Source organism: Prevotella sp. Rep29 (assembly GCF_019551475.1).
Taxonomy (GTDB): Bacteria; Bacteroidota; Bacteroidia; order Bacteroidales; family Bacteroidaceae; genus Prevotella.
Window position 1 is genome coordinate 1,551,295 of record NZ_CP047159.1, and the last position, 24,147, is coordinate 1,575,441.

The 24,147-nt window shown below is 42.9% G+C and carries 23 protein-coding genes and 2 pseudogenes; 11 read left to right on the forward strand and 14 right to left on the reverse strand.

What is annotated here, in order from left to right:
* Positions 1-23 precede the first annotated feature (23 nt).
* The 6 genes from GRF55_RS06620 to GRF55_RS06645 all read left to right on the forward strand — a co-directional run bounded on the left by GRF55_RS06620 (position 24) and on the right by GRF55_RS06645 (position 6,496).
* Positions 24-377: a four helix bundle protein gene (locus GRF55_RS06620; RefSeq protein ID WP_220367667.1), complete on the forward strand. Its 354-nt coding sequence runs from the start codon at positions 24-26 to the stop codon at positions 375-377.
* On the forward strand, positions 374-1,810 hold the full coding sequence (gene mnmE / locus GRF55_RS06625) for a tRNA uridine-5-carboxymethylaminomethyl(34) synthesis GTPase MnmE (RefSeq protein WP_220367668.1): 1,437 nt from the start codon (positions 374-376) through the stop codon (positions 1,808-1,810). The genes GRF55_RS06620 and mnmE overlap by 4 nt, the downstream gene beginning before the upstream one ends.
* Before the next feature lie 370 nt (positions 1,811-2,180).
* Positions 2,181-3,773, forward strand: coding sequence for a helix-turn-helix domain-containing protein (locus GRF55_RS06630; RefSeq protein WP_220367669.1), 1,593 nt, complete (start codon positions 2,181-2,183; stop codon positions 3,771-3,773).
* A gap of 111 nt (positions 3,774-3,884) precedes the next feature.
* The gene (locus GRF55_RS06635; protein ID WP_220367670.1) at positions 3,885-5,021 is read left to right on the forward strand and encodes a site-specific integrase; all 1,137 of its coding nucleotides are present in this window, start codon (positions 3,885-3,887) and stop codon (positions 5,019-5,021) included.
* Positions 5,022-5,201: 180 nt separating this feature from the next.
* Positions 5,202-5,990 carry a hypothetical protein gene (locus GRF55_RS06640; RefSeq protein WP_220367671.1) on the forward strand — a complete coding sequence of 263 codons (789 nt, stop codon included), beginning with the start codon at positions 5,202-5,204 and terminating at the stop codon, positions 5,988-5,990.
* Positions 5,991-6,091: 101 nt separating this feature from the next.
* Entirely contained in the window at positions 6,092-6,496 is a 405-nt protein-coding gene (locus GRF55_RS06645; RefSeq protein ID WP_255563739.1) for a helix-turn-helix domain-containing protein, read from the forward strand.
* Here the strand turns inward: GRF55_RS06645 and GRF55_RS11715 are convergent.
* Positions 6,430-6,630, reverse strand: a pseudogene (locus GRF55_RS11715) (IS1380 family transposase); the annotation flags it as partial. The gene GRF55_RS06645 and the pseudogene GRF55_RS11715 sit on opposite strands and share 67 nt — an antisense overlap.
* Before the next feature lie 323 nt (positions 6,631-6,953).
* Here GRF55_RS11715 and tet(Q) point away from each other — a divergent pair.
* Both tet(Q) and GRF55_RS06655 read left to right on the forward strand, forming a co-directional pair.
* On the forward strand, positions 6,954-8,879 hold the full coding sequence (gene tet(Q) / locus GRF55_RS06650) for a tetracycline resistance ribosomal protection protein Tet(Q) (protein ID WP_055236246.1): 1,926 nt from the start codon (positions 6,954-6,956) through the stop codon (positions 8,877-8,879).
* Positions 8,879-9,862, forward strand: a pseudogene (locus GRF55_RS06655) (histidine kinase dimerization/phospho-acceptor domain-containing protein); the annotation flags it as partial. The gene tet(Q) and the pseudogene GRF55_RS06655, both read left to right, overlap by 1 nt.
* Before the next feature lie 293 nt (positions 9,863-10,155).
* Here the strand turns inward: GRF55_RS06655 and GRF55_RS06660 are convergent.
* From GRF55_RS06660 to GRF55_RS06715, 12 genes are all read right to left on the reverse strand, one after another.
* Entirely contained in the window at positions 10,156-10,533 is a 378-nt protein-coding gene (locus GRF55_RS06660) for a hypothetical protein (protein ID WP_220367672.1), read from the reverse strand.
* A gap of 11 nt (positions 10,534-10,544) precedes the next feature.
* Complete coding sequence (locus GRF55_RS06665) at positions 10,545-12,776, reverse strand: DNA topoisomerase 3 (protein WP_220367673.1); 2,232 nt, start codon at positions 12,774-12,776, stop codon at positions 10,545-10,547.
* Positions 12,777-12,793: 17 nt separating this feature from the next.
* Positions 12,794-13,228, reverse strand: coding sequence for a LexA family transcriptional regulator (locus tag GRF55_RS06670; RefSeq protein ID WP_220367674.1), 435 nt, complete (start codon positions 13,226-13,228; stop codon positions 12,794-12,796).
* 1 nt (position 13,229) lies between these two features.
* Positions 13,230-13,667, reverse strand: a complete 438-nt coding sequence (locus GRF55_RS06675) for a hypothetical protein (protein WP_220367675.1) — start codon at positions 13,665-13,667, stop codon at positions 13,230-13,232.
* Positions 13,668-13,690: 23 nt separating this feature from the next.
* A complete protein-coding gene (locus GRF55_RS06680) occupies positions 13,691-14,215 on the reverse strand; it encodes an AAA family ATPase (protein ID WP_220367676.1) in 525 nt (174 codons plus the stop codon).
* A 164-nt stretch (positions 14,216-14,379) separates the two neighbouring features.
* A complete protein-coding gene (locus GRF55_RS06685) occupies positions 14,380-15,480 on the reverse strand; it encodes a DUF4932 domain-containing protein (protein ID WP_220367677.1) in 1,101 nt (366 codons plus the stop codon).
* Positions 15,481-15,504: 24 nt separating this feature from the next.
* A complete protein-coding gene (locus tag GRF55_RS06690) occupies positions 15,505-16,239 on the reverse strand; it encodes a DUF1349 domain-containing protein (protein ID WP_255563740.1) in 735 nt (244 codons plus the stop codon).
* A gap of 78 nt (positions 16,240-16,317) precedes the next feature.
* On the reverse strand, positions 16,318-16,809 hold the full coding sequence (gene thpR / locus GRF55_RS06695) for an RNA 2',3'-cyclic phosphodiesterase (RefSeq protein WP_220367678.1): 492 nt from the start codon (positions 16,807-16,809) through the stop codon (positions 16,318-16,320).
* A gap of 6 nt (positions 16,810-16,815) precedes the next feature.
* Entirely contained in the window at positions 16,816-17,523 is a 708-nt protein-coding gene (locus tag GRF55_RS06700) for a DUF434 domain-containing protein (protein ID WP_220367679.1), read from the reverse strand.
* Positions 17,524-17,599: 76 nt separating this feature from the next.
* Entirely contained in the window at positions 17,600-18,286 is a 687-nt protein-coding gene (locus GRF55_RS06705) for a nitroreductase family protein (RefSeq protein WP_220367680.1), read from the reverse strand.
* 152 nt (positions 18,287-18,438) lie between these two features.
* A complete protein-coding gene (locus GRF55_RS06710; protein WP_220367681.1) occupies positions 18,439-19,695 on the reverse strand; it encodes a type II toxin-antitoxin system HipA family toxin in 1,257 nt (418 codons plus the stop codon).
* 3 nt (positions 19,696-19,698) lie between these two features.
* Positions 19,699-20,019: a helix-turn-helix domain-containing protein gene (locus tag GRF55_RS06715; RefSeq protein WP_220367682.1), complete on the reverse strand. Its 321-nt coding sequence runs from the start codon at positions 20,017-20,019 to the stop codon at positions 19,699-19,701.
* Positions 20,020-20,415: 396 nt separating this feature from the next.
* On the opposite strand from GRF55_RS06715, the gene GRF55_RS06720 reads away from it, so the two are divergent.
* From GRF55_RS06720 to GRF55_RS06730, 3 genes are read left to right on the forward strand one after another with little or no spacing between them, the layout of a single operon-like run.
* Complete coding sequence (locus GRF55_RS06720) at positions 20,416-21,378, forward strand: hypothetical protein (protein WP_220367683.1); 963 nt, start codon at positions 20,416-20,418, stop codon at positions 21,376-21,378.
* Positions 21,366-22,151 (forward strand): hypothetical protein, encoded by a 786-nt coding sequence (locus tag GRF55_RS06725; RefSeq protein ID WP_220367684.1) that lies wholly within the window; start codon positions 21,366-21,368, stop codon positions 22,149-22,151. Before GRF55_RS06720 ends, GRF55_RS06725 begins: the two co-directional genes overlap by 13 nt.
* Positions 22,148-22,909, forward strand: coding sequence for a metallophosphoesterase (locus GRF55_RS06730; RefSeq protein WP_220367685.1), 762 nt, complete (start codon positions 22,148-22,150; stop codon positions 22,907-22,909). The genes GRF55_RS06725 and GRF55_RS06730 overlap by 4 nt, the downstream gene beginning before the upstream one ends.
* 480 nt (positions 22,910-23,389) lie before the next feature.
* On the opposite strand, the gene GRF55_RS06735 is transcribed toward GRF55_RS06730, so the two are convergent.
* Positions 23,390-24,103, reverse strand: coding sequence for an SDR family NAD(P)-dependent oxidoreductase (locus GRF55_RS06735; RefSeq protein ID WP_220367686.1), 714 nt, complete (start codon positions 24,101-24,103; stop codon positions 23,390-23,392).
* Between the last annotated feature and the right edge of the window lie 44 nt (positions 24,104-24,147).

The following is a 24,147-nucleotide window of genomic DNA, read 5'->3' on the forward strand; positions in this document are numbered from 1 at the left end:
TTTGAGATTTGAGGTTTAGAGCGATGAAAACTATTGAAAATAATGTATATGAAATAACGAGTGAGTTTGCAATTCGTATTGTCAAACTATATAAATATTTAACTGAAGAGAAACATGAATATATCATGTCAAAACAGTTATTTCGCTCAGGAACAAGTATTGGAGCAAATTCTTTTGAAGGTAAAAACGCACAAAGTAGGGCTGATTTCAACAGCAAAATGAATATTGCGCTTAAAGAGGCAACTGAATCAGGGTTTTGGATAGATTTACTACACAAAACCGAATATTTGGATGAGACACAATACAAATCTCTCTACAACGATTGGAATAAAATCATGGGTGTACTAACAAAAATAGTAAAGGCTACAAAAAAATGAACGACCTCAAACCTCAAACCTCAAACCTCAAACCTCAAACCTCAAACCTCAAACCTCAAACCTCAAACCTTGAGGATACCATCTGCGCATTAGCCACACCTCCTGGCGGAGCTCTCGACATCATCCGTGTGTCGGGCAGCCAAAGTCTTGCCATTGTCTCACGCATATTCAGCAAAGACCTCACACAAGAAAAGGGCTACACCCTGCACTATGGGAACATCATTGCTGATGATGGCACCACGATTGACGAAGTGATGGTCAGCATCTTCCGCGCACCCCGTAGCTATACGGGCGAAGACTGCGTCGAAATCTCCTGTCACGGCTCGAGCTATATAATAAATAATGTGTTGGAACTGCTCATCCTGCACGGCTGCCGGATGGCTAACCCGGGCGAGTTCACACAACGGGCTTTCCTCAACGGCAAGATGGACCTCTCGCAAGCCGAAGCCGTTGCCGACCTCATCGCCTCCACCAACCGGGCAACACACCAGACAGCCATGTCGCAACTGCGAGGAAACTTCTCCAGCGAACTGGCAAAACTGCGCGACCAACTCCTGAAACTCACCTCCCTGCTCGAACTCGAACTCGACTTCTCCGACCACGAAGACCTCGAGTTTGCCGACAGAACCGAACTGAAAAATATAGCTGAAAAAATTGACCGTCGCATCACTCATCTTGCCCATAGCTTTGAAAAAGGACAAGCCATCAAGCAAGGCATCCCCGTAGCCATCGTCGGCAAGACAAACGTAGGCAAATCAACACTCCTGAACCGACTGTTGAAAGACGACCGCGCCATCGTTTCCGATATTCACGGCACCACCCGCGACACCATCGAAGACACCATTGACCTGCAAGGCATCACCTTCCGATTCATCGACACCGCCGGCATTCGCCAGACCGCCGACACCATCGAGCAGATTGGCATCAACCGCACCTACGCAGCCATCAGCAAAGCCCGTATCGTCATCTGGATAATCGACCAGGAACCAACGGAAGAAGATGTTAAAGAAATACAAGAACTCTGCAATGATAAGTCTTTGATTATCATCCATAACAAGATAGATAAACAAACTTCTATTGACCCTCTTTCCTCCACCCTTTTCCAAGTCCGCCATTATGCATTCCTGCGGATTTCCGCCAAGCACAATCTCCACATCGACGAACTGGAAAAAGCCATTTACGAAGCAGCCGACCTCCCCACCCTTTCCGATACGGACGTCATCGTCACCTCTGCCCGCCATTACGACGCTCTCCTCCGTGCCCATGAAAGCATCCAGCGCATCCTCACCGGCATGCAGATGCAACTAAGCGGAGACCTCATAGCCGAAGACCTCCGCCAAACCCTCGACATCCTCGCCGAAATCACCGGCGGACAAATCACACCACAAGAAACCCTCAACAACATCTTCAAACATTTTTGCGTGGGCAAGTGACCCCTTATAAACAACTCTGAACAACTTGGAGCAATTTGAACTAAGTCCCTCTAAATGAGGGACTTTTTGTATTTTAACACTTCAAGTTGCATATTTGTTAGTTACAGTTTTTCCAGTTATTTTTGCACCATATTTCTACCGCGAGTGTAAAATAGAAAGTCGATTTCACACCAAGATGACATCATAGGTACAAGCGTGAGACGCTGTGAGAAAATGCCAAAATGCAATCGAAGGTACAACGTGAGACACCATGAGACGTGGTGAGACACTATGAGACACTTTAGCAGGAGAAAATTCACTAACGAGTGCAACAATTATGGAGATTCAGAAACGCTGCAAGTATTGTGGAAGATCCTTTATTGCGCATAAGATGACCACTATCTATTGCTCACCTTCGTGCAATAATAAGGATTACAAGAGAGCAATCCGAGAAAAGCAGATTGCCGAATTCATGGAGGAAGAAAAGAAGAAGACACCCAAGGTAGATATTCTTGGGGGCAAGGAATTCCTCACCCCTACTGAAGGTGCATCACTGCTTGGACTGAGTCGTGCTACTTTCTATCGCTATATGAGCAATGGAACCATCAAGGCTGTCCAGCTTCGTGGTAAGACTATCATCAGGCGAAAGGATATAGAGCGATTGTTCGACAATCCCCCTACCTACCAGTCCCATTCCGAGAAGAAGCAGGAGAAGCGTGAATACTATACCTTCAGGCAAATCATGGAGAAATTCAAATGCTCCAAGAAGGCGGTCATGACCAGAGTTGAGAAATACAATATACCCAAAGTATATCAAGGCCGCAACTGTTTCTTTGATCGTGCTCTTGTTGATGTTCATTTTGCTCAACTTATTGCGGAGATAGACCTTCGTGACTATTATACAATTCCGCAGTTGGAGGAGAAGTACAAGATGAGCCACGCAGCAGTATTATCATTTGTGACCAGAAACAAGATTCCACGTATCACCCAAGGAAGAACTGTCTATTATTCCAGGGCGCATATCGATACGATAAAAGGTGAACGTGAATCCATCGACCCGAACTACTATACCTACTCGGAGATTATGGAGAAGTATCACTTCACAAAAGACCAAGTTGCCTACTATATCCATAACTACGAGATAGACAATCATAAGCAGGGACGATTTACGGTCATCAACAGAAAGGAGTTTGATCGTATCATCAAGGAGCGCATGGAAACAAATGCCCTGGAAAAAGAGAAAGAGCGGAGAGCAAAACTGCCGAAACTCAATGAAATTCCTGATGGCTATATTTCCGTTGCACAGATAGCAGAGAAATATGGAGTCACAACCAAACATGTCCAGGCTAAGACTCGTGAGGCAAAAACACCAAAACTTATTATCAAGCATTTGAACTACTATAACGAGGCTGCCATTGAACAGCTGTTCAACAGAGACCCGGAGAAGTTTGAGGTTCCCGAAGACTATATCACAGCACAGGAGATTGCCAAACGTTTCAAGGTCACAGTCCATCATGTGCATGGACGAACCAGAGAGGCTAACATTCCAAAGATAACTGTGAAGCACGTCAACTTCTACGAGCTGAAAGCCGTCGAAGCCCTGTTTGCAAAGAACGAAGCCTGTGAGGAGCTGCAAAAGGATGAAAATGCAGAATGGATATCTGGTACTGATGTGGAAGAGATGCTTGGCATTACGACGTGTGCAAGAAGGTCGTTCGTTTCACGTCATAAGATTCCATCCAAGAAAGAACACGGTATTGCCTATTATCTCAGGTCTGCTATTGAAGACGTAAACAACACATTGGCAAAATACGGCGAGCATTACTATACCGTAGAGCAAATCTGTGAGAAGTTCAACATGGACAGGGATAAGGTTTACGGGATGCTGAGATATAGCAATGTAAGAAAAGTCCATGAAGGAAGATTCGTTTTGTTCCTCAAAGAGGATATCATAAAAACGATCCATGAGCGACAGTTCACATAAGATTACCAATTACTCAGACTTATTCAGCCCTTATCCTAAATTATAGAAGAATGAAGGCTGTCAGTATCAAATAAGTAAAGACATTTGCAACCAAATTAAATAATAAAGACTATGCAGTATTGTAAGACAGTAACACTTCGGACACGCCCCATTAAAAATGGAATGTTGTCGTACTACTTGGATTACTATCCAGGCTACAGGGACATCGTTACGATGAAGACAACTCGCCATGAATCATTGGGTATCTACATTTATGCAGACCCCCAGAACAAACGAGAAAAGGATTTCAACGACAGGATGACAGAAAAAGCTGAAGCCATCCGATGTCGGAGATACGAAAGCGTTGTCAACGAAAGATACGACTTCTTTGACAAAGCAAGGATGCAGGGTGATTTCCTTGACTACTTCAACAGAGTTTTACAAGGGAAAGACCCCAAGTGGAAGTTCGTCTATGAACATTTCAAGTATTTTGTCGGTGGCAAATGCAGATGTGAAGAAGTTGACATCGACCTATGCAACAACTTCCGTAAGTATCTGCTTACAGCCAAGAACCTCAGAACAGGCAAGCCTATGTTCATCAACTCTGTTGCTGGATATTGGTCAACCTTCCGTGGATTCATCAATATCGCATACAGAGATAAGATGATTCGCACCAACCCGAACGACTTCCTCGAAAAGATTCCAACAGTCCCTGTTAATAAGGAAAGCCTGACACTGGCAGAGCTACAAAAGCTCTACAAAACTCCTTGCGAAATAGATGTCCTTAAAAGAGCCTCTATTTTTGCTTGTCTAACAGGAATGCGTCGAAGTGATATTATAAACCTAAGCTGGGGAAATATCAAATCTTATTCAGATGGTGGTAAATATGTGGAATTTTACGCTCAAAAGACGAAGGCGCGAAATATCATTCCTATTAGCGAGGAAGCATACAAACTAATTTCTCAGAACAGGAAAAGTATCAACGGCAAGGTATTTGAGGGGTTCGAGATTATCATGGCACAAAAGCCCTTAAAAGCCTGGCTAAGAAAAGCAGGTATCAAGAAACGCATAACATTCCACTCTTTCCGACACACATTCGCATCATTGCAAGTAGAACTTGGAACAGATCTCTATACGGTCATGCAGCTGTTGGCTCATAAGAGCGTGACAACAACACAGATATATGCTTGTCATGCAGACCCGAAAAGGCGAGAAACGGCAACAAGAATCTCATCTAAGGTACTTGGCAAAGAGAAGAAAGCCAAATAATGCTCTATATTTTGAGCAAACAAACATTTTTCACAATATATCTCGCCACCATAAATGAGGAAAGACAAGGAATAATATTAAAAATGCCCAAAATATCGTAGTATAAAGAGATTATCTTTCAGTAATTCAAAAATTCTCCTTAACTTTGCAGTCCGAAAACTCAATTAAATCAGAGTAAGTATGACTAACAAAATTAAGGAGAATATTATAATATTTTGGGGAGGATTGGCAATCTGTCTATATATTGCAAACTCCTTTGAATGGATTGATATAAACCAGTGGCTCCAACAAGCCATAAATTATAAATACACCTTTGAAGAGGTCACAAGAAAGGCCTTTCCTATATTATTAAGCATTTTAGTCCTGATTGGAATCGCTAAAATCATCATCGTTAGCTTTCAATTAGGACAACTATCCATACCATCTGCACGATGCAGCGGAAGGCGGGAGGTAAAGCTGCTTCCGTCATTATCCCTAGATGAGCAGCCTTTCTCAGAGCCACATGAAGATAACTTTACCTCTTTGAGGACACCAACGACCACTGAAAGGATTCAGCACATACGCGACAGACATCTGCAAGAGCAGATAGCCTTACGTCAACAAATTATGAATAGCATTCACGATTATCTTTTCCGTATTCTACCACCCTATATGAAGGACAAGGATATTGAAACCTTATACGAGAACGTTGATTTATGGCAGTATTCCCAAGACACTCCCCTATCACCAACCCTGACAAACGGAAAGCTTTCCACTCTGGACCTAAGGCATCTTGCATGGAATGTTGGAGAGCGACTGAAATGGGCAGGTGAAAAACGAGCACTTTTCATCAAGCAATCTTTCCCAAACGAGTTTAGAGACTCTGACATCTCTTCCATTCGCAGAAACCTCCGACAGCAAGGAGATTGTATCATTAAGATTGATGTTCCAGATAAACACGATTATCAGTTCCACCTATTTGAGGTATAATCTCGCTTTTTATGACTTATTCCAAACTTAACTCGGAATGACGAAATACAGCGTTGAATCAGTCTGTTCCTTTGCACTCAAATTACAAATTGTTTGAGATCATGCAAGAAACATTGACATTCAATGACCTCCCAGAGGTCGTTTCCCAGGTTCTTTCCAAAGTGGAGAGACTGGAAAGAGTACTTGACATCATCAAAGATGAAGTGTGCAAGAAGTCTTCACCATCAACAGACCACACGCCCATGACCATTGACGAGGCATGTGACTTCCTGAAGATGAAGAAATCCACCATGTATTACCATATCGAGCGCAACAATATTCCAGCCACCAAACGAGGAAAGAACTACATTCTTTTCAAAGACGAGCTTGTTGGCTGGCTGGAGTCTGGCCGTAAATCTCCCGTCGCATTAACGCCGGAAGAAATGAATGCTCAAAAGCTGTCATCCATCAAGCGCAAACCGCAGCAGAACACGGAGAAGATGGCACGTATGATCTCGCTGTACTGATAGCCAATCAGAGTGCTGCGAAGTCCTAAGTGTGAGTCTATCACAGAGGACAGAATAGAGTCGAATTTGTCCAAAACGAAAAATATTCCGCCAAAAGCGGTGATTTTCTCAGATTTTTGTTGTACCTTTGCCATGTCATTGATGATTTTTGCTTGTCTTGATTTGCAGCACTAAGGTAAGTGAAAAATCTGACATGGCAAAATCCTGGGCAACTTTTTGTTGCTCAGGAACTTATAAAAATAGTTAAACTAAAGTGCTGCGGAATTAAGGAAAGTTAAAAAATCCTCCCACTTTTGTTAGATATATTTTTTTGTGTAATTTTGTAATCGTTATGCGGCAGTAATAATATACATATTAATACGAGTTAGTAATCCTGTAGTTCTCACATGCTACGAGGAGGTATTAAAAGGTGCGTTTCGACAATGCATCTATTGTAGTATATTATTGCTTAATCCAAATGAATATTATAAATTTAGGAATTCTTGCTCACATTGATGCAGGAAAAACTTCCGTAACCGAGAATCTGCTGTTTGCCAGTGGAGCAACGGAAAAGTGCGGCTGTGTGGATAATGGTGACACCATAATGGACTCTATGGATATAGAGAAACGTAGAGGAATTACTGTCCGGGCTTCTACGACATCTATTATCTGGAATGGAGTGAAATGCAATATCATTGACACTCCGGGACACATGGATTTTATTGCGGAAGTGGAGCGGACATTCAAAATGCTTGATGGAGCAGTCCTCATCTTATCCGCAAAGGAAGGCATACAAGCGCAGACAAAGCTGCTGTTCAATACTTTACAGAAGCTGCAAATCCCGACAATTATATTTATCAACAAAATTGACCGTGCCGGTGTGAATTTGGAGCGTTTGTATCTGGATATAAAAACAAATCTGTCGCAAGATGTCCTGTTTATGCAAACTGTTGTCGATGGATCGGTTTATCCGATTTGCTCCCAAACATATATAAAGGAAGAATACAAAGAATTTGTATGCAACCATGACGACAATATATTGGAACGATATTTGGCGGATAGCGAAATATCACCGGCTGATTATTGGAATACGGTAATAGCTCTTGTGGCAAAAGCCAAGGTCTATCCGGTACTACATGGATCAGCAATGTTCAATATCGGTATCAATGAGTTGTTGGACGCCATCTCTTCTTTTATACTTCCTCCGGCATCAGTCTCAAACAGACTTTCAGCTTATCTCTATAAGATAGAGCATGACCCCAAAGGACATAAAAGAAGTTTTCTAAAAATAATTGACGGAAGTCTGAGACTTCGAGACGTTGTAAGAATCAACGATTCGGAAAAGTTCATCAAGATTAAAAATCTAAAGACTATTTATCAGGGCAGAGAGATAAATGTTGATGAAGTGGGTGCCAATGATATCGCAATTGTAGAAGATATAGCAGATTTTCGAATAGGAGATTATTTAGGTGCTAAACCTTGTTTGATTCAAGGATTATCCCATCAGCATCCCGCTCTCAAATCCTCCGTCCGGCCAGACAAGCCCGAAGAGAGAAGCAAGGTGATATCCGCTCTGAATACATTGTGGATTGAAGACCCGTCTTTGTCCTTTTCCATAAACTCATATAGTGATGAATTGGAAATCTCGTTATATGGTTTAACCCAGAAGGAAATCATACAGACATTGCTGGAAGAACGATTTTCCGTAAAGGTCCATTTTGATGAGATCAAGACTATCTACAAAGAACGACCTATAAAAAAGGTCAATAAGATTATTCAGATCGAAGTGCCACCCAACCCTTATTGGGCCACAATAGGGCTGACTCTTGAACCCTTGCCGTTAGGAACAGGGTTGCAGATCGAAAGTGACATCTCCTATGGTTATCTGAACCATTCTTTTCAAAATGCCGTTTTTGAAGGGATTCGTATGTCTTGCCAATCGGGATTACATGGATGGGAAGTGACAGATCTGAAAGTAACTTTTACTCAAGCCGAGTATTATAGCCCGGTAAGTACACCTGCTGATTTTAGACAATTGACCCCTTATGTCTTCAGGCTGGCTTTGCAACAGTCAGGTGTAGACATTCTCGAACCGATGCTATATTTTGAGTTGCAGATCCCCCAGGTGGCGAGTTCCAAAGCTATTACAGATTTGCAAAAAATGATGTCTGAGATTGAAGACATCAGTTGCAATAATGATTGGTGTCATATTAAAGGGAAAGTTCCATTAAATACAAGTAAAGACTACGTCTCAGAAGTAAGTTCATACACTAAGGGCTTAGGCGTTTTTATGGTTAAGCCATGCGGGTATCAAATAACAAAAGGCGATTATTCTGATAATATCCGCATGAACGAAAAAGATAAACTTTTATTCATGTTCCAAAAATCAATGTCATCAAAATAATGGAGCGGTCAGGAAATTTCTATAAGGCAATACGGTTGGGATATATACTTATCTCCATTCTTATCGGATGTATGGCATATAATAGCCTCTATGAATGGCAGGAGATAGAAGCATTAGAACTTGGCAATAAAAAAATAGACGAGCTCCGAAAAGAAATAAACAATATCAATATTCAAATGATAAAATTTTCTCTATTGGGTGAAACAATACTGGAATGGAACGATAAAGATATCGAGCATTACCATGCACGGCGTATGGCAATGGACAGTATGCTCTGCCGTTTCAAGGTCACCTATCCAGCAGAGCGTATCGATAGTGTGCGCAGTCTTTTAGAGGATAAGGAACGACAGATGTTCCAGATAGTCCGGTTAATGGATGAACAACAATCTATTAACAAGAAGATAGCCAATCAAATTCCGGTTATTGTGCAGAAAAGTGTGCAGGAACAGTCCAAAAAGCCAAAACGAAAAGGTTTCTTGGGCATCTTCGGCAAAAAAGAGGGAACGAAGCCAACGACAACAACGACTACGCTCCGTTCATCCAATAGAAACATGGTCAACGAACAGAAAGCGCAGAGCCGTCGATTGTCAGAACAAGCCGATAGTCTTGCTGCCCGTAATGCAGAACTTAACAGACAACTGCAAGGATTGATTTGCCAAATCGAAAAGAAGGTACAATCTGATTTACAAAATAGAGAAAGCGAGATAACAGCGATGCGTAAAAAATCATTTATGCAGATAGGCGGCTTGATGGGATTTGTTCTTTTGCTGTTGGTCATTTCCTATATCATCATACACCGTGATGCAAAGAACATTAAACGATACAAACGCAAGACAACGGATTTGATCGAGCAATTGGAACAGTCCGTGCAACAAAATGAGGTACTCATAACCTCCCGAAAGAAAGCGGTACATACTATTACCCATGAGTTGCGTACACCACTGACGGCAATAACCGGCTATACCGAACTTTTGCGGAAAGAATGATTTCCTACCCAATCATACAACAAAAAGAATCTTTTATATAAGACATGCCATTTTTTCTTGTAGCGATGTAGCGAAACACTTGCAAATGGTAAATTTTCGCTGAGCATCAATACCTTATGGTTCGCTACAACATGTGTATCTCGCTATTTTTCGCTACAGGATTGACAAATAAAAACAGGAATCGCTACCAAGCGACCCCTGCTCCTGTTTAACTTAAATTGTAATCGTATGAAAAATGAAAAAATCAGTTTGTATTCCTTATATTACTCATATTACTGGTGTTACTTACATTACTGTATATTCTTCGGCCATTCCCCTTTGTTTTTTATTTGTTCCTTAAGGTTTTTGACAACAAATTCCAAGGAATCAATAAGAGTTTCTATCTCAGCATCACCACCGACAACTATCTCAACAAAGTCCACATGGGAAAAATGAACTTCATAAGTTTCAATAGAGCCTTCTATATCTCCCAAAATGTTACACCGCATATCTGTACTTGATGCGTCAGATAATCGAACTAAGGCCCTTCCACCATGCCCAGTGTCTCCGCCATGGTATCCATTGGTTCCAGTTTCGACTTCTAATCTATTGCAATTAACCATTTCGGTTTTTACGGTTTTAATGAACTCACGATCAATCCGTCTAATATTTCTCTTTATATCTTCCATAATTGTTATTCTTATTTCATATTCTTGAATTCGTTGCACTTCGGACATACCCAATACTGTTGCTTTGTCTTCTTGCTATAGACCTGGCATAGTGGCACACCACACTGAGGACAAAGCTTTACCACAGGCTTCTTTCTGCTATCAGCATAAAAGACAGTCTTTCCAGTTGTCGGATGCACGCAAGACTTCTCCTCACAGACCCAGAAATGATTCTTCGTCTTGGAAGAATACTTTCGTGCCAACGTCTTACGACGGCAAACAGGACATTCCTCATGAGGAACTTCCTGATCATTCTTACTTACACCGCCTGTTGAAGCCACGTACCGAGACGAGCCTTCAGCAAAGGCGATATTCTCCAGAACCATCTTCTGGGTTTCTTCAAGAAAATCGCCCAGCTCCATCTTTCCCTCAGCAATAGCAGAAAGGTTATATTCCATGACAGCCGTCAGGTCTGGTTTGGTCAATGACTCATGAATGCCATCAATCATGGCAGTACCAAACGCTGTCGGAACAAGTTCCTTACCCTTTTTCTGAATACAGGGAAGAATATCAGACTTACCAGACTTTGTGGCAAGCAAATCAGCAATGATACTGTCACGAGTGGCTGGTGTACCAATACCCTTACATTCCTTCAGCTTCTCTTTGTTTGGATTGTCTGGACTGACAAAACGCCAGATGTTGGTCATGGCTGCCAACAGAGAGCCCTCCGTGAAACGCTTTGGCGGGGTCGTTTTCTTCGTATCTATAATATATATAGGTATAGGAATTATATCACCTTTAGCCAACATCGGCACCTCCTTTACTTCATCGTCTTTGTCATCTGACTTTGAAATGCTTCGCCATCCAGGAGAGACTATCGTCTTTCCGCTGCCTGCAAAGACATAGCCTTTGGCTGTCAGTTCATATTTCACCACGTCATACTTGCATGGAGGATAGAACTGAATCATGTACCTCACAGCTATCATCTCATAGACTTCTCGCTCCCGTTCGTCAAGTCCCTTGGGGATAACACCTGTAGGAATAATGGCATGGTGTGCGCTCACCTTACCATCATTGAAACATCGGCTTTGAATACTCGTGTCTGCTCTCGAAGCAGCTTCAAGCCCATATTCTGCAAGGGCTTTCAGTATGCGCCCAGCGTCGCCATGCTGACTGGTAGGGATATAGTTGCAGTCGGAACGAGGATAGCTCACGAATTTCTTCTCATACAAAGACTGCACCTTGGTAAGCACATCCGACGGCGACATGCCATAGCGTTTATTGGCTTCCACCTGAAGCGTATCAAGCGAATAAGGCAATGGAGCACCCTCTGTCTGGCTCTTCCGTTCACTGAAAGTGACACGAGCCGGTTGGTTCTTGATTTCATTCTGAATCTTCTCTACATAGTCACGTTGGATAATGCGCCCCTCGCTATCGAGAGGTGCTTCATCCGAAGGTTTCAAGATTGCCGAGAATGGGATGCCGTTCTTTGAATACTTTCCCGTCAGTTCATAGTACTCCACAGAATGGAAATTTTGAATTTCCTTTTCTCTTTCGACAACAAGGGCAAGTGTCGGTACCTTGACCCTGCCTACTCGCCACACTCCTGCAGCTCCATGTTTCCTGGCACTAACGGTATATGCTCTCGACAAGTTGATGCCAACCAGCCAGTCGGCACGCTCTCTTGCCAGCCCTGCATGATAGAGTGGCTTGTATTTCTCATTAGGTTCTATATGGTCGAATGCCCGCTTCAAGCTGTCGGTGTCCTTTGCATTGATAAGAATACGACGCACCTCTCCCTTATATCCGACATACTCCAAAATCTCGTCAATAAGAAGCTGGCCTTCCCTGTCCGGGTCACCGCCATTGACCACAACATCCGCTTTACCTAAAACACTGCGAATATACTCAAACTGCTCTTTGGTAGATGGTGAAGGACGTTTCTTCCATGTAGATGGGATGACGGGATATGTACTAAAATCAGCATATTCCTTACCATATGCTTCAGGCATGGCTGTCATCATGATATGCCCGTAGGCCCACGTCACAATAACATCCCCCTTCTGGTAACAGTGTTTATGCTTGTACGAGCTGTAATCACTCCACATATTATAAGACACTTGGTTCCCAAAATCAAATATGATTTTAAGGCCAGAAGAGAGTTCTTTCTCAATGCCTTTTACCTCACAATAATAACGTTTTGTTTGTGCATAAGAACACATAACAACGAGGAAAAGCAAAAGACTTGTTATAATTCTTTTCATAATGTTTATATTAATTATTATCGCCATTTTTTAATAGTCCAAATCACAACACCCCACACTTCAAAGTCATCATCTGCATCGATGCGTATAGGCTTGAAATCCTTGTTTGCAGGACGCAACTCGATGTAGCCGTCCTTTCGGTGACGCAGGTCGAGGTACTTGATGGTGAACTCATCATTGATATATCCCACGACCACATCACCGTCTTGTGGTTCGACGGAACGGTCAATGACAGCTATGTCACCATCATTGATGCCAGCTTCAATCATCGAATCGCCTTCCACTTTCCCATAGAATGTAGCTTCAGGATTGCGAATAAGGTCACGATTGAAGTCCAGCGTCTCATGGCTGTAATCATCAGCTGGAGATGGAAATCCAGCTTTGATGCCAGGAGCGAACTGAAGCTTCAGTTTCTTCTCAAAGTCACCTTGTATGATTTGAATGTTAGACATATTATATTTTCTCTTTTTGATAAAGACACTTTCCTTTTCTGTAATGATTAGGAGATAGCCTTTTAATACTTTCAAATGCTAATCTGTAGTCCTTAACACACCATTCCCATGCTTCTTGCATGACATAGTTCTTGTCATATAGAATCCAAATCAATTTATCCCATTCATAATTTGATGCTTTTGGAACCATTGTTACGGGACTCCCTTTTTTGCCGCTTGGACGATTGGCTTTTACTTGGTATCTTGTATTCTTAAAAACAAAATCAACGCCTTTACTTACTGCTGTTTTGTCTTTCATGTATTCAGAATACTCGTTCTCAGGCATCCCAATTAACATAGCAGCGTCATATTCGGAAATGGCACTTGTAATTGATGGAGCAACCCCGAAGTTTTCTTGCCATAGCAAGGCAATATCTATAAGTTTATTTCTTAAAGTCATATCACACTCAGATAAATTGGAATTTACTGTTCTAAGAGTTCTTCTAAAGACTGCCAATAATCTGTATCAATCATTGTAATCTGCTCACCACTTCGAGTAAAAGCATCAATGTAGTATCGATTGTCGAACTTCAAAGACTCTATGGTATTGTCTGTGTCGTACAACCTCTTTTCTATGGTAGAGGCGTGATTCCTTATCTCATCAATATGGGCTTCAATGTAAGCATCCGACATTGCAAGGCAAATAAACCTAATTGAATGCAAGTATTGCTCACTGAAATCATTGCGCCAACAAGAAGGGATATAACAGCCCTCAACAATGAGATTCTGATGATTCTCAATGGCTGTCTTCACCATTTCACGCACAATAGGCCAAAGCTCATCCGTGAGGGCATCATCGTCTTCAGGAGTGAGAGCAGTCATGCCACTACGAATCAAGCCCATTTTCAAATGGTCTATAGACAAATATGGATACTTGTATTTCTCAAGCAACCGTTGTGCCAAAATCGTTTTGCCTGTATGTGAAGCACCTGTTATTAGAATAACCATAAAAACTATTTTGAAATCTTTCGGATTAACGACAAATCACCACTCGACAAGGCTTTGAAATTGCGCTCTATTTTTTCTATGTACCAATCCCACCATTTCAGTTGCAGCAGATAGGCGATGAATTCGTCGTCAAAACATCATAAAGTCGCCTCGTCTTATAAGTGTTATAATGATTTTTCTATTCTTTTCATTTCTTCTTCCAGATATTTCTCCAGACACTTGGCTATTTCGGGGTAATAGTCGCACAAAGTTTTGTAACGATTTCGATGCTTGGAGTAATAACGTAGGGTGGTAACTAGTTCTGGCATCCAGAGGAAGTCTCTCTCTACTTGAGCGCACATTTCTTTTTTTACCTGGTCATAAGTGAAGCCGTTCTCCTGCATATAGATGATGACTGCTGCACGGACGACGCTCTCGTTGATGACCGTGGCGGCGTTTCCGTAGGCTTGGCTGCTCATACCTCGATAGTGTCGCCCTAACAGAGTCTTTCCAATGTCATCGAGAAGATCAGAATTTGCATCGTACAAGGCATTGACAAATGAATGGTTGAATTCATGAATAAGTGTCGAGGCATAGTCCATTCCATTTTCAAACGGACTGCTCATAGTCTCGTCAGTGTAGTAACCGCAGATGGCAAATATTTCTTTGGGTTGGCCTGTCATTTGCCTGTTCGTGCCATAGTTTCCACCCCCATTGGTAAAACCAATGATGACACGGAACTGCTCTGTCGGTTCCGTTCCATAGAACTGGGGGTACCAATCTTGGTGAAAATACTTCATCACGTTCTTCTCGTATGCCTGAAGTACGGACTCGTAGAAAGTCTGGTGCTGCTTGTAGAATTCGTGGAAGCGGGTATCGGAATAGAACTGATTGAGCCGGACGAGGAATGTATCAATTTCTACCTTCTGCCAACGCTTTTCGAGGTCACTCTTTTCTCCTGTGAATGACACCTTATGCCCGTCAGTGTCGAGATGGACGGCCATCGACATTACGGCATCGTAGGATATGCCGTAATTATTCCGCAGTTCTTTGATATATGCGACGGCCGGGTGCTGTCTATAGGTGGAAAACCATGTCTCCGTGTCGCTTGTGTATTGCCCGCCATTATCCATGCAATACTCACGAAAACCGGCCGTGCGGGAAATAATCGACATCAATTCTACTGTCTCTGATGTTTCAACTTTAATCTGTGCATCTGCATAACCCACTGCTGACAGCATTGTTAGCAGGAGTAGGAAATGTTTTATCTGTTTATAAAATCTCATAACTAAAACCCGATTTATCTGTTACTATTTCTTATCTGGCTGCTGGCCGTCGTGGGCCTTCCAGGCGCACTCGGTAATCTTCATGTCGGAGAATACAGCCGTGAAGGATGATTCCTCGGGCGAACAGGCATAGATGCCAAAACTGATCTCGTCGGCACCGGCATACATGTGGCAGATGCGCATCTGGCTGAACTTCTCGCCGTCGGCGGAGCACTCGATGCAGTAGTCATCTTCGCGGCGCGAGAAGCGGTACCACATGGTCTTCACATCGGCAGGAATGGCCGTCGTGGCCCAGTCGGAGTAGCCATTGTTGGTGGCTACGCTGCCCAGATGCTGAAACTCCTCGTTCTCGTATTCCACCGAGCCCTTCAGCCAGTTCTCGCTATCGAGATACATCACGATACCACATTGGTCGAAGCGGTGATGACTCTCCGTGAAGTCAGTCTTCACCACGAAGCTGAAAAACTTCTCGCGCGTCTTCATCTGAAGCACTGGGGCATTGTCGTTCTGGAAGTGATAGTAGGTGCGCTGCCAGAGGTCGGTCTTCGGAGCGGTGGTAATGCGAATGGTATCATTCTTGATTTCACATGCGGCAGGCTCCCGCGTCCACTGGAGGCTGTCCAGATTGATGTGGCCGCTGTCAGAGAGTGCCACCTTTACGTTGTCTACGAAATCCATAGTCGTTACTTGTTTGTTCTGCTGTCCGCATGCCGTGAGCATGAGACCAGCGCAGAGAAATGAGAATAGTTGCTTTTTCATATTTGTTTTTATTGTCCGCTAAATTGGAACTTAACAGTTAATTATATTTATCTTCAATTACTATGAGTCTCAATACACTTACAGTGCTGTATAGACAAGTTTGCCATTGATTCGTTCGGATTTCATAACGGAGATTTCATTAACGGTCATACTTGCCTTCTCAATGTCAATGTCCAAAGGCATGCAAGATGGCAGGCGAACGAGTGTGATGTGGGGCTGGAACCTACCCTGAGCATACTCAATACCTCTTTTGTCAAGATTATTTCTCAAATCTGCAGCTATCGACTTCAGTTTCTTTTCACCGTCAATACCAAGCCATATCACCTTACTGCGTCCATTAAAGCATCCAAGTCTACCAGTCTTTATCTCAAAAGGAACAAAAAAAACTTCTTTCACGGCTGCCTTGATGTCATCCACTTTGTCAGTCTCACCTATAAAGGCTAACGTCAGGTGCAAATTCTCAGGCAATGTGAAGTTGCCTCTCACTCCATTGTCACGCAAGGCATCCTGTGCCTCGAATATCGGTTCCTTGAATGCTTCAGTGAACCTGATTGCTATAAATATTCTCATAAATTTTTATTCCTCATATTTAAAGTCAAAGATCCATGCGTCAGGAATCATCCTCCTTATAACCATGGAGTTTAGATTGTACCAACTGAAACTTCTTTGTAGTACAGGACCGTCGGAGCTGATAACATTCTCCTTGTCCACAAATAACAGATCGGGATTCATGTTGAGTTCGGCATCCACATCAATATTATAATTTTTCGACAACTCCAGAATCAACTGTTTCAACGAGCCGGAATTTGACACAGGTTTGTCAAGAATGAATGTCGCTTTCCTCACACCAAGACAGGAAAGCGTCTGCAGAATCAGTTCTACAGCCTTTTCCGTCTTATCAATAATACGATAGGTGCCATGAAGCCCGGCTACATCACGCAAAACGCCATCGTCACCACGGAGAACGAGACTATGTGAAAGAGCCGTTTCCAACGTAATGATGATATTCAGCCCATCGACTAAAACCTCTGAACCTGGTTTTAGGATTTCCTTCTTCTGTCTTGTCGCCTTGTCATCATCATTAAGAATGCTTCTGAAAATGGCCATCCTCTGTCTCGAAGTAAGAAGATAGTGATTGGAGGAGAATGTAATGGCTGACTCTGCACTATAGCCACGATTCATCAGCCATCGTGCATCATTCGCGGCACTCAGAATCTTGATTCTTTGAGCGCCAGCAAACAACTCTTCGTCCTTATCCACGTAGCCTCTTCTAACACTTTTCATAGTGATTATGTTCTATGATGGGACCAATTACTTGTATTCCTATTTAAAAAGCTTTTTTTTCAGAAATAGCTTCATTTCATACCCATTCAAACTTATCCTTTCCAGCACCAATCTCAAAATGGTACTTGGCAATGCCCAAGTCCATCTGGGTATAGCCAATCATGGAGAATCCTTTCTTTGCTCTTACCTGATGGTGATTGTTGCTCATGCCGACATACTCAAACGAGAATTTCTGTTGGTTCACGGCTGTAGGAGCAAGCAAGGCTGCTTCAACTCCCTTCTTGAACCACGAGGGAGTGATGTCGCTGGCATTGCTGACTTGCTCAACGGTTTTGATCTTATGGCCTACACCTTGTGTCTCACCATAGCCAATGGCAATATAACAGGCAATCTTCTCGTCTTTGCCAAGCTCATACGTTCCTGGAACCTTGGAATAGCTTAGTCCTACCCAACAGGTGTTCAAACCAAGTGTCTGAGCAAGTAAGACCAGATGCTCACCATAATAGCCTATGCGCTCATCAAGGTCATCGGCTTTCTTTCCTGCCATGACCAGATAGTTGTTGGCATTACGGAACTTCCCATATTTTGCCATCGTCCCTTGGAATGCCTTCGGTTCATTGCATATCAACTGAATGTGGAGTTGTCCTTCATTGTTCAACGTCACAATTTCATCTTCAAGCACCTTGACGGTTTCCTCGCTCAATGGCTGGTCTTTGTAAGCCCTCACACTATGCCGGGCTTCTATGGCTTCCTGTATTGTCATATTTTAGATGATATATTACTATTCATATATTATATGTCTTCTTTGCTACATTAAGATACATACCGCTACATTTTCGCTACATTGGATTGTTTCCCAAATAATATGTAAGTCGTTGTGTATCAGTCCCGCTACATCATGCTACAATTTTTTGTTCATTTAAGCGAGCGTTGGAACACTTGTTCAAACACATCCATTTCTCGCTTGGCTATACCGAGACGAGTGGCGATTGACTTCCAATGCTTCACACCTGCCTTCACTTCTTCGATGATACGCACGGCTTCTTCTTTGCCTATCATATACTCTTCCGAGGAATCAAGCAACACCTGTAGGTCAGCATGATTCGTTGTGGAATTGATGAGCAAAGCCTGGTATTCATTCAGGGTCGGATTCATATCGTATGCTGGTGAGAGCGTCCAGCCACGTGGGGTCAGCAGGAATCCGTGGTTGCGGAAATGGTCATCGCTATTGCCGATGGCGATATTGAATGCCACTCGACGATAGAGCTGACGAAGGTTCTGCTCCACGTCACAGCAGTTCTGGAGGATGAAATCCACGATGTCCAGATAGCCGTTGCCCGTCTTGGCATCACAGCCGTCAGTCAAGCCCAGCAGGGTCAATGCTGATGCGAAATGCTTTCTTCGTCCTTCAGCTGTCCTGTCGAAACGCTTGGAGAGCAAAGCATGGTATTTCTCACCTGTCTCTATGACATTCGTCTCTGCAGCTACGACTCCAGCCTCTTTCGCCAACAGATGACTGTGGTGTTCCCAAAGACCTACATCATAGTCATCGTTCCTTGAAGGGAACTTGGCCACGCAAAGCCAGCCTTCATCATTCATCACGCCAGCCTTTGGGCGAGCACCTCCAAGCGAAGTGCCAGGATGAATGAGTTGCAGGAGCCATTTCTTCTCCGGCAACTGGTTCTGCTCTTCACTCTTCTCAATCTCCATGCTGGCTGCCACCAAAGCCCTAATGTCGGTCAAAGGAGGAATACGAAGAGATTCCTCACAGTTGATGTACTCCCAGTCTCGATTTTCCTTAAAGCGGAAACCACCCATACGAGAGTAGTCATCGATACCCATGAGGTAATCAAATGACGAAAGCTTACGTACCGGGCGTTTCTCTTCCGTAGCAAGGATTTGTTCGCGACGGTTGAGCAGCAATCGTCCCCAACGGTCAGGCAAGGCATCGCTGAAGCAGCCGAAGATGTCCCTATCCGGCTGAGTATATTGCTGACCAGGATAGTTGTTGATGTCGGCACTCAGAAAGAGGCTGCCATACAGACGGAGCCAGTCATTGTCATACTTGAACGAATAGGAGTCTGAGCCACGAAGGGATTCATAGCCAAGTTCACCAACCAGCATCGGTTCGTCAAGCCAGTCGAAATCAGCATATACATACAGTGTCTTCATACCTTATTGTTTTTTAGAGGCACGTTCACGATGTTTCAGTGCAAGATCCTGTAAGGCCCTACCCATTTCATCTTTCTTCGCCAACAACAGGATGTCATCATCCAGCTGGAGGGCATAGAGCACACGGAGATAGATGCCGATGGCAACAGTCGGAGCGCCTTTCTCTATTCGCGCAACGGTCATAGGTGAACAGGTTGCGCGTTCAGCCACCTGCGCTACACTAAGGTCACGACGCAACCTTGCCAGCCTAATTTGCTCGCCTACCGTCTGCATCTTCAACTCCAGTTTTCGGGGCAACTTATTACCCATTGTCGTTTTACTCATAGTGATATAATTATGTATTACGAGTGCAAAGTTAGCGTTTTTTCTCTATTATATGTTAAGTTAGCAATTAAATAATCTCTTTTCAAGGCATTTTTAACAATTCATGTCATCTTTTGGAACAAAAAGCATACTCCTTAGACACAATATAGCATCACATCCCAAGAAATTCACGGCAATATCTTTTCGCACTTCTGCACAAGAAAGTGGCATAGATAACAACCAATGAGATTTCAACCAAGATTATCAGTTATTTGCGATTTATAGCCACTCAAAACATAAAACATACAATTTTTGATGCACAAAGCAAAATAAATGGGAAAACCTTTGGTCATATCAGATTATTCTAATACTTTTGCATCGTTTTAATGAAACTTAAAATAAAGCAATATTTATAATATGAAGACTGTTATTATATCAGGAAAGCCCATTTCGCTTCAAGAAAGGAGCAAGGCTCAGATGAAAGGCATTAGCATCGGCGATTCGTTGTCATTCCGATTCTACGATGGTAATTTTCACGGCATCGCCTTGCTTTTTGCAGAACCCAAAGGAAACATTCCTACTCCACGTTCTTTAGCATTTACCGCAAGCGAACTTAATGAAAAGTTTGGTCTGCCTGTCGTCTTTCTCCTGCACGAGTGTCCTGCATACGAAAGACAGAGACTTATATATAAAGATATTTATTTTATAGTTTCAGAAAAATATGCACACTTGCCTATGCTAATCGCAAATGAACGCATACGCAAGACAAAACAAGCTAAAAGATTAAGCCCTGTAGCTCAATTTCTTCTCCTCTTCCATCTGCAAGTAGAGAGTCTTGAAAGAAAGGCTGCACGTGACATTGAGAACAAGGTTCCGTATTCTTATCCGAGTATCACACTTGGAATCACATGTCTTGCTGACCTTGGTTTTTGCCAAAAAATCGCCGATGGTTCAAAACGTAAGGTTATACACTTCAATGAAAGCGGAAGGTCGTTATGGGAGAAAGCTCAACCTTACCTTATAAATCCAGTGGAAGAACGTGTCTTTTGTGACGATTTCCATTCTGAAAACAGTTTCCCAATCTGTGGCATCAATGCCCTTGCGCATTATACATGGCTCAATCCTGACCCAGAGAAAATAATTATGATGAGTGTAAAGCAACTAAGAGAATATACAGCAGCTGGGGCATTGATTCGCCCCAATCAGTATGATGGCAATATTCTCATCGAGGCATGGAAATACCCCCCTGTATTCAAGAATGGTGAAAAAACTGAATGGGTGGACAAGCTTTCATTGGCCGTTTCACTTCGTGAGGATTCTGACCCACGAGTGGAAGGTGAAGTTGAACGTTTAATAAATGATATAGAATGGAAGGATTAGAGAAATTCCGCGAAGCTTTTGAAGCTTACTCAGAGAACTACGTTATCATCGGTGGCACGGCTTGTGACATCGCTATGACCGGGACGGCAGTACGTCCTCGTGCTACCCACGACATTGATATGATTGTCATTGTCGAAAAGATGACTGCTGACTTTGCAGAACACTTCTGGCAGTTCGTGCGTGAAGGCGGTTATCGCCCTGAAAAGCGCAAGCAGCAAGAAGGTGAAGCTCCTAAGTATGAGCTCTACCGCTTTGTCAATGGCAAACCAGACTATCCCGAAATGATTGAACTGCTGTCGCGGCATCCAGACATCCTTGGTGAACCGAAGGGACTGACTATTGAGCCGCTGCCTGTGGACGAGGAAACGTCAAGCCTAAGTGCCATCATCATGGATGATAATTTCTATCACTTCACCATCGACCACAGCAAACTGACCAACGGGCTTCGCCATGCTGACTCAGCAGCCCTCATCGCCCTGAAGTCACGTGCCTACCTCAATCTCATGCAGGACAAGGCTAATGGCAAGCATGTCAACAGCAAGGACATCAAGAAGCATCGTTCTGACGTGCTGAAGAACGTGGTCATCATGGAAGACAGCCAGATTACGGCTTCAGAACCAATCGTCGCTTGCATAAAAGAATTTGTCGCCTCAATCAGGAATGATTGGGATGCACTCTCAGAGCCTCTTGCCAAGGCCCTTGACCAGGATCCTTCGTTCATCGAGGCTTTGCTTGAACAATTAGACGGATTATTTGCCATAGAACAGCCATGAAGATACAGTATGCGTCTGACCTCCATCTGGAGTTTGCCGACAACTGGCGATACCTGAAGGAGAATCCCCTGCAAGTTAAAGGGGACATTCTCGTTCTGGCTGGCGACATCGGCTACTTGGGTGATGACAACTATACCAAGCATCCATTCTGGGACTGGGCATCAGAGAACTACCAACAGGTAATAGCCTGTATGGGCAACCATGAGTTCTACAAGTTTTACGACATCGCAAAGCTTAAAGATGGCTATTGTCTTGAAATACGTCCTAATGTCCGCAGCTATTATAACGCCGTAGTGCATATAGGCTACATTGATTTCATAATCACGACGCTTTGGGCCATGATTCCCCTGAAGGAGGCATATTATACGGAACAAGTGGTAAGTGACTTCCGGCGCATCATCTTCAATGGCAACCTTCTCACCTTTGCGGATTTCAATCAGGAACATGAAAGGTGCCTGGCTTTCCTGAAGAACGCTGTATCAGGCAGCATGGCCAGAAGAAAAATTGTCGTAACCCATCATGTTCCATCCTTCCAGATGCAATGCCCCAAGTTTGCCGAAAGCCAAGCTAACGGAGCTTTCACGGTTGAACTGGAAGACTTCATCAAGGAAAGCGGCATCGATTACTGGATATACGGTCACTCCCACTACAACGTGGATGTCGAGATAGGCAATACTAAATGCGTGTCCAATCAATTGGGATATGTATTTCATGGGGAGCATGAATCATTCGACCCAGGCAAATATATCGAAGCATAACACCCCATGATATTCTCCATGATATGTTCACTCAGTTCTCAGAAATATCTTCTCGATTCATTCATGCGGATAAGGCTAAGGGATGTAAAACGCTTACTTTATTCGCCACAATATATTGAGCATAAAATATCAATATTTAACGAACAATCAACCTAATGAAAGAACAAAAGCACATGTTATATAATTTGAGAAAGGTGCCAAGCCTTTTCAAAACTGGCTTAATCACTATATTTTCGCCTATTTTTAGCCTTCTTGAAGCATATTGCCATTTAATAAATGTCAAATACGTTAAAAATGAGGTTTTTGAAAATAATTTTGAGCAGTTTTAGCACTTTTCTACCGTTTAAAGGCTAAATATCTGATAGTCAATAATTTCGATTTCTTGCGTGGGAAAATAGGTTTAGTTTATCCCCCTTTATATATGAAGCGGAGTAAACTAAACTGCTTTCATAATAATACTCTTATTGCGATGTTGGGAAGTCACATTCTTTTATATAAGCAATAAGGAAGATATTTGTTTATTATCGCTAATATATGCCATCGTTTGGTAACATAGGCTTTGGATTTCTTCTTACGAATAGCAGAAATGATTTGACCGGCTACTTTCTCAACAGGCATTACCCAAAACAATCCTTCTCCTTTTGCCATTGCTGTGTCAACGAGACCAGGACGAATATCTGTAACAATTATATGCTCTCCATTTTTGAAAGCCTTCTTACGAAGAGTTTCCATATAGTTGATTTGATAGGCTTTAGTTGCGCTGTAAGCAGGAGCCATTGGTTCGCCTCGCAGTCCACCAGCGGAAGTGATGGCAACAAGATGGCCGCAGCCTTGTTGCTCAAAGATATGATAAAGCATGTCAATGACAAACGTCCAACCGACAACATTGGTATCAATTGTTGGCCGCTCCACGGCATAGTCAAGAGTGTCATTAATCTCACCAGTACCAGCACACACGATAGCAAGATCAATGTATTCCATCTCTTTGTGAAGCGCATTGATGGCTTGCTCAATCTCTTCCAAGTTGATAATGTCTGCTTTAATAGGAATGGTCTTGGATGGATATTTCTGATACAATTTGTCAAGCAAATGTGCTCGTCGGCCAATAATGCCGATTCTATTGTTCTCATTTGCATATTTCTCGAAAAGAGCTTTACCAATACCAGAGGTGGCTCCGATGATAACGATATTCATATTGTGCTTTTTGCGTACAAAAGTAATAGTTTATTGTAAGCCTA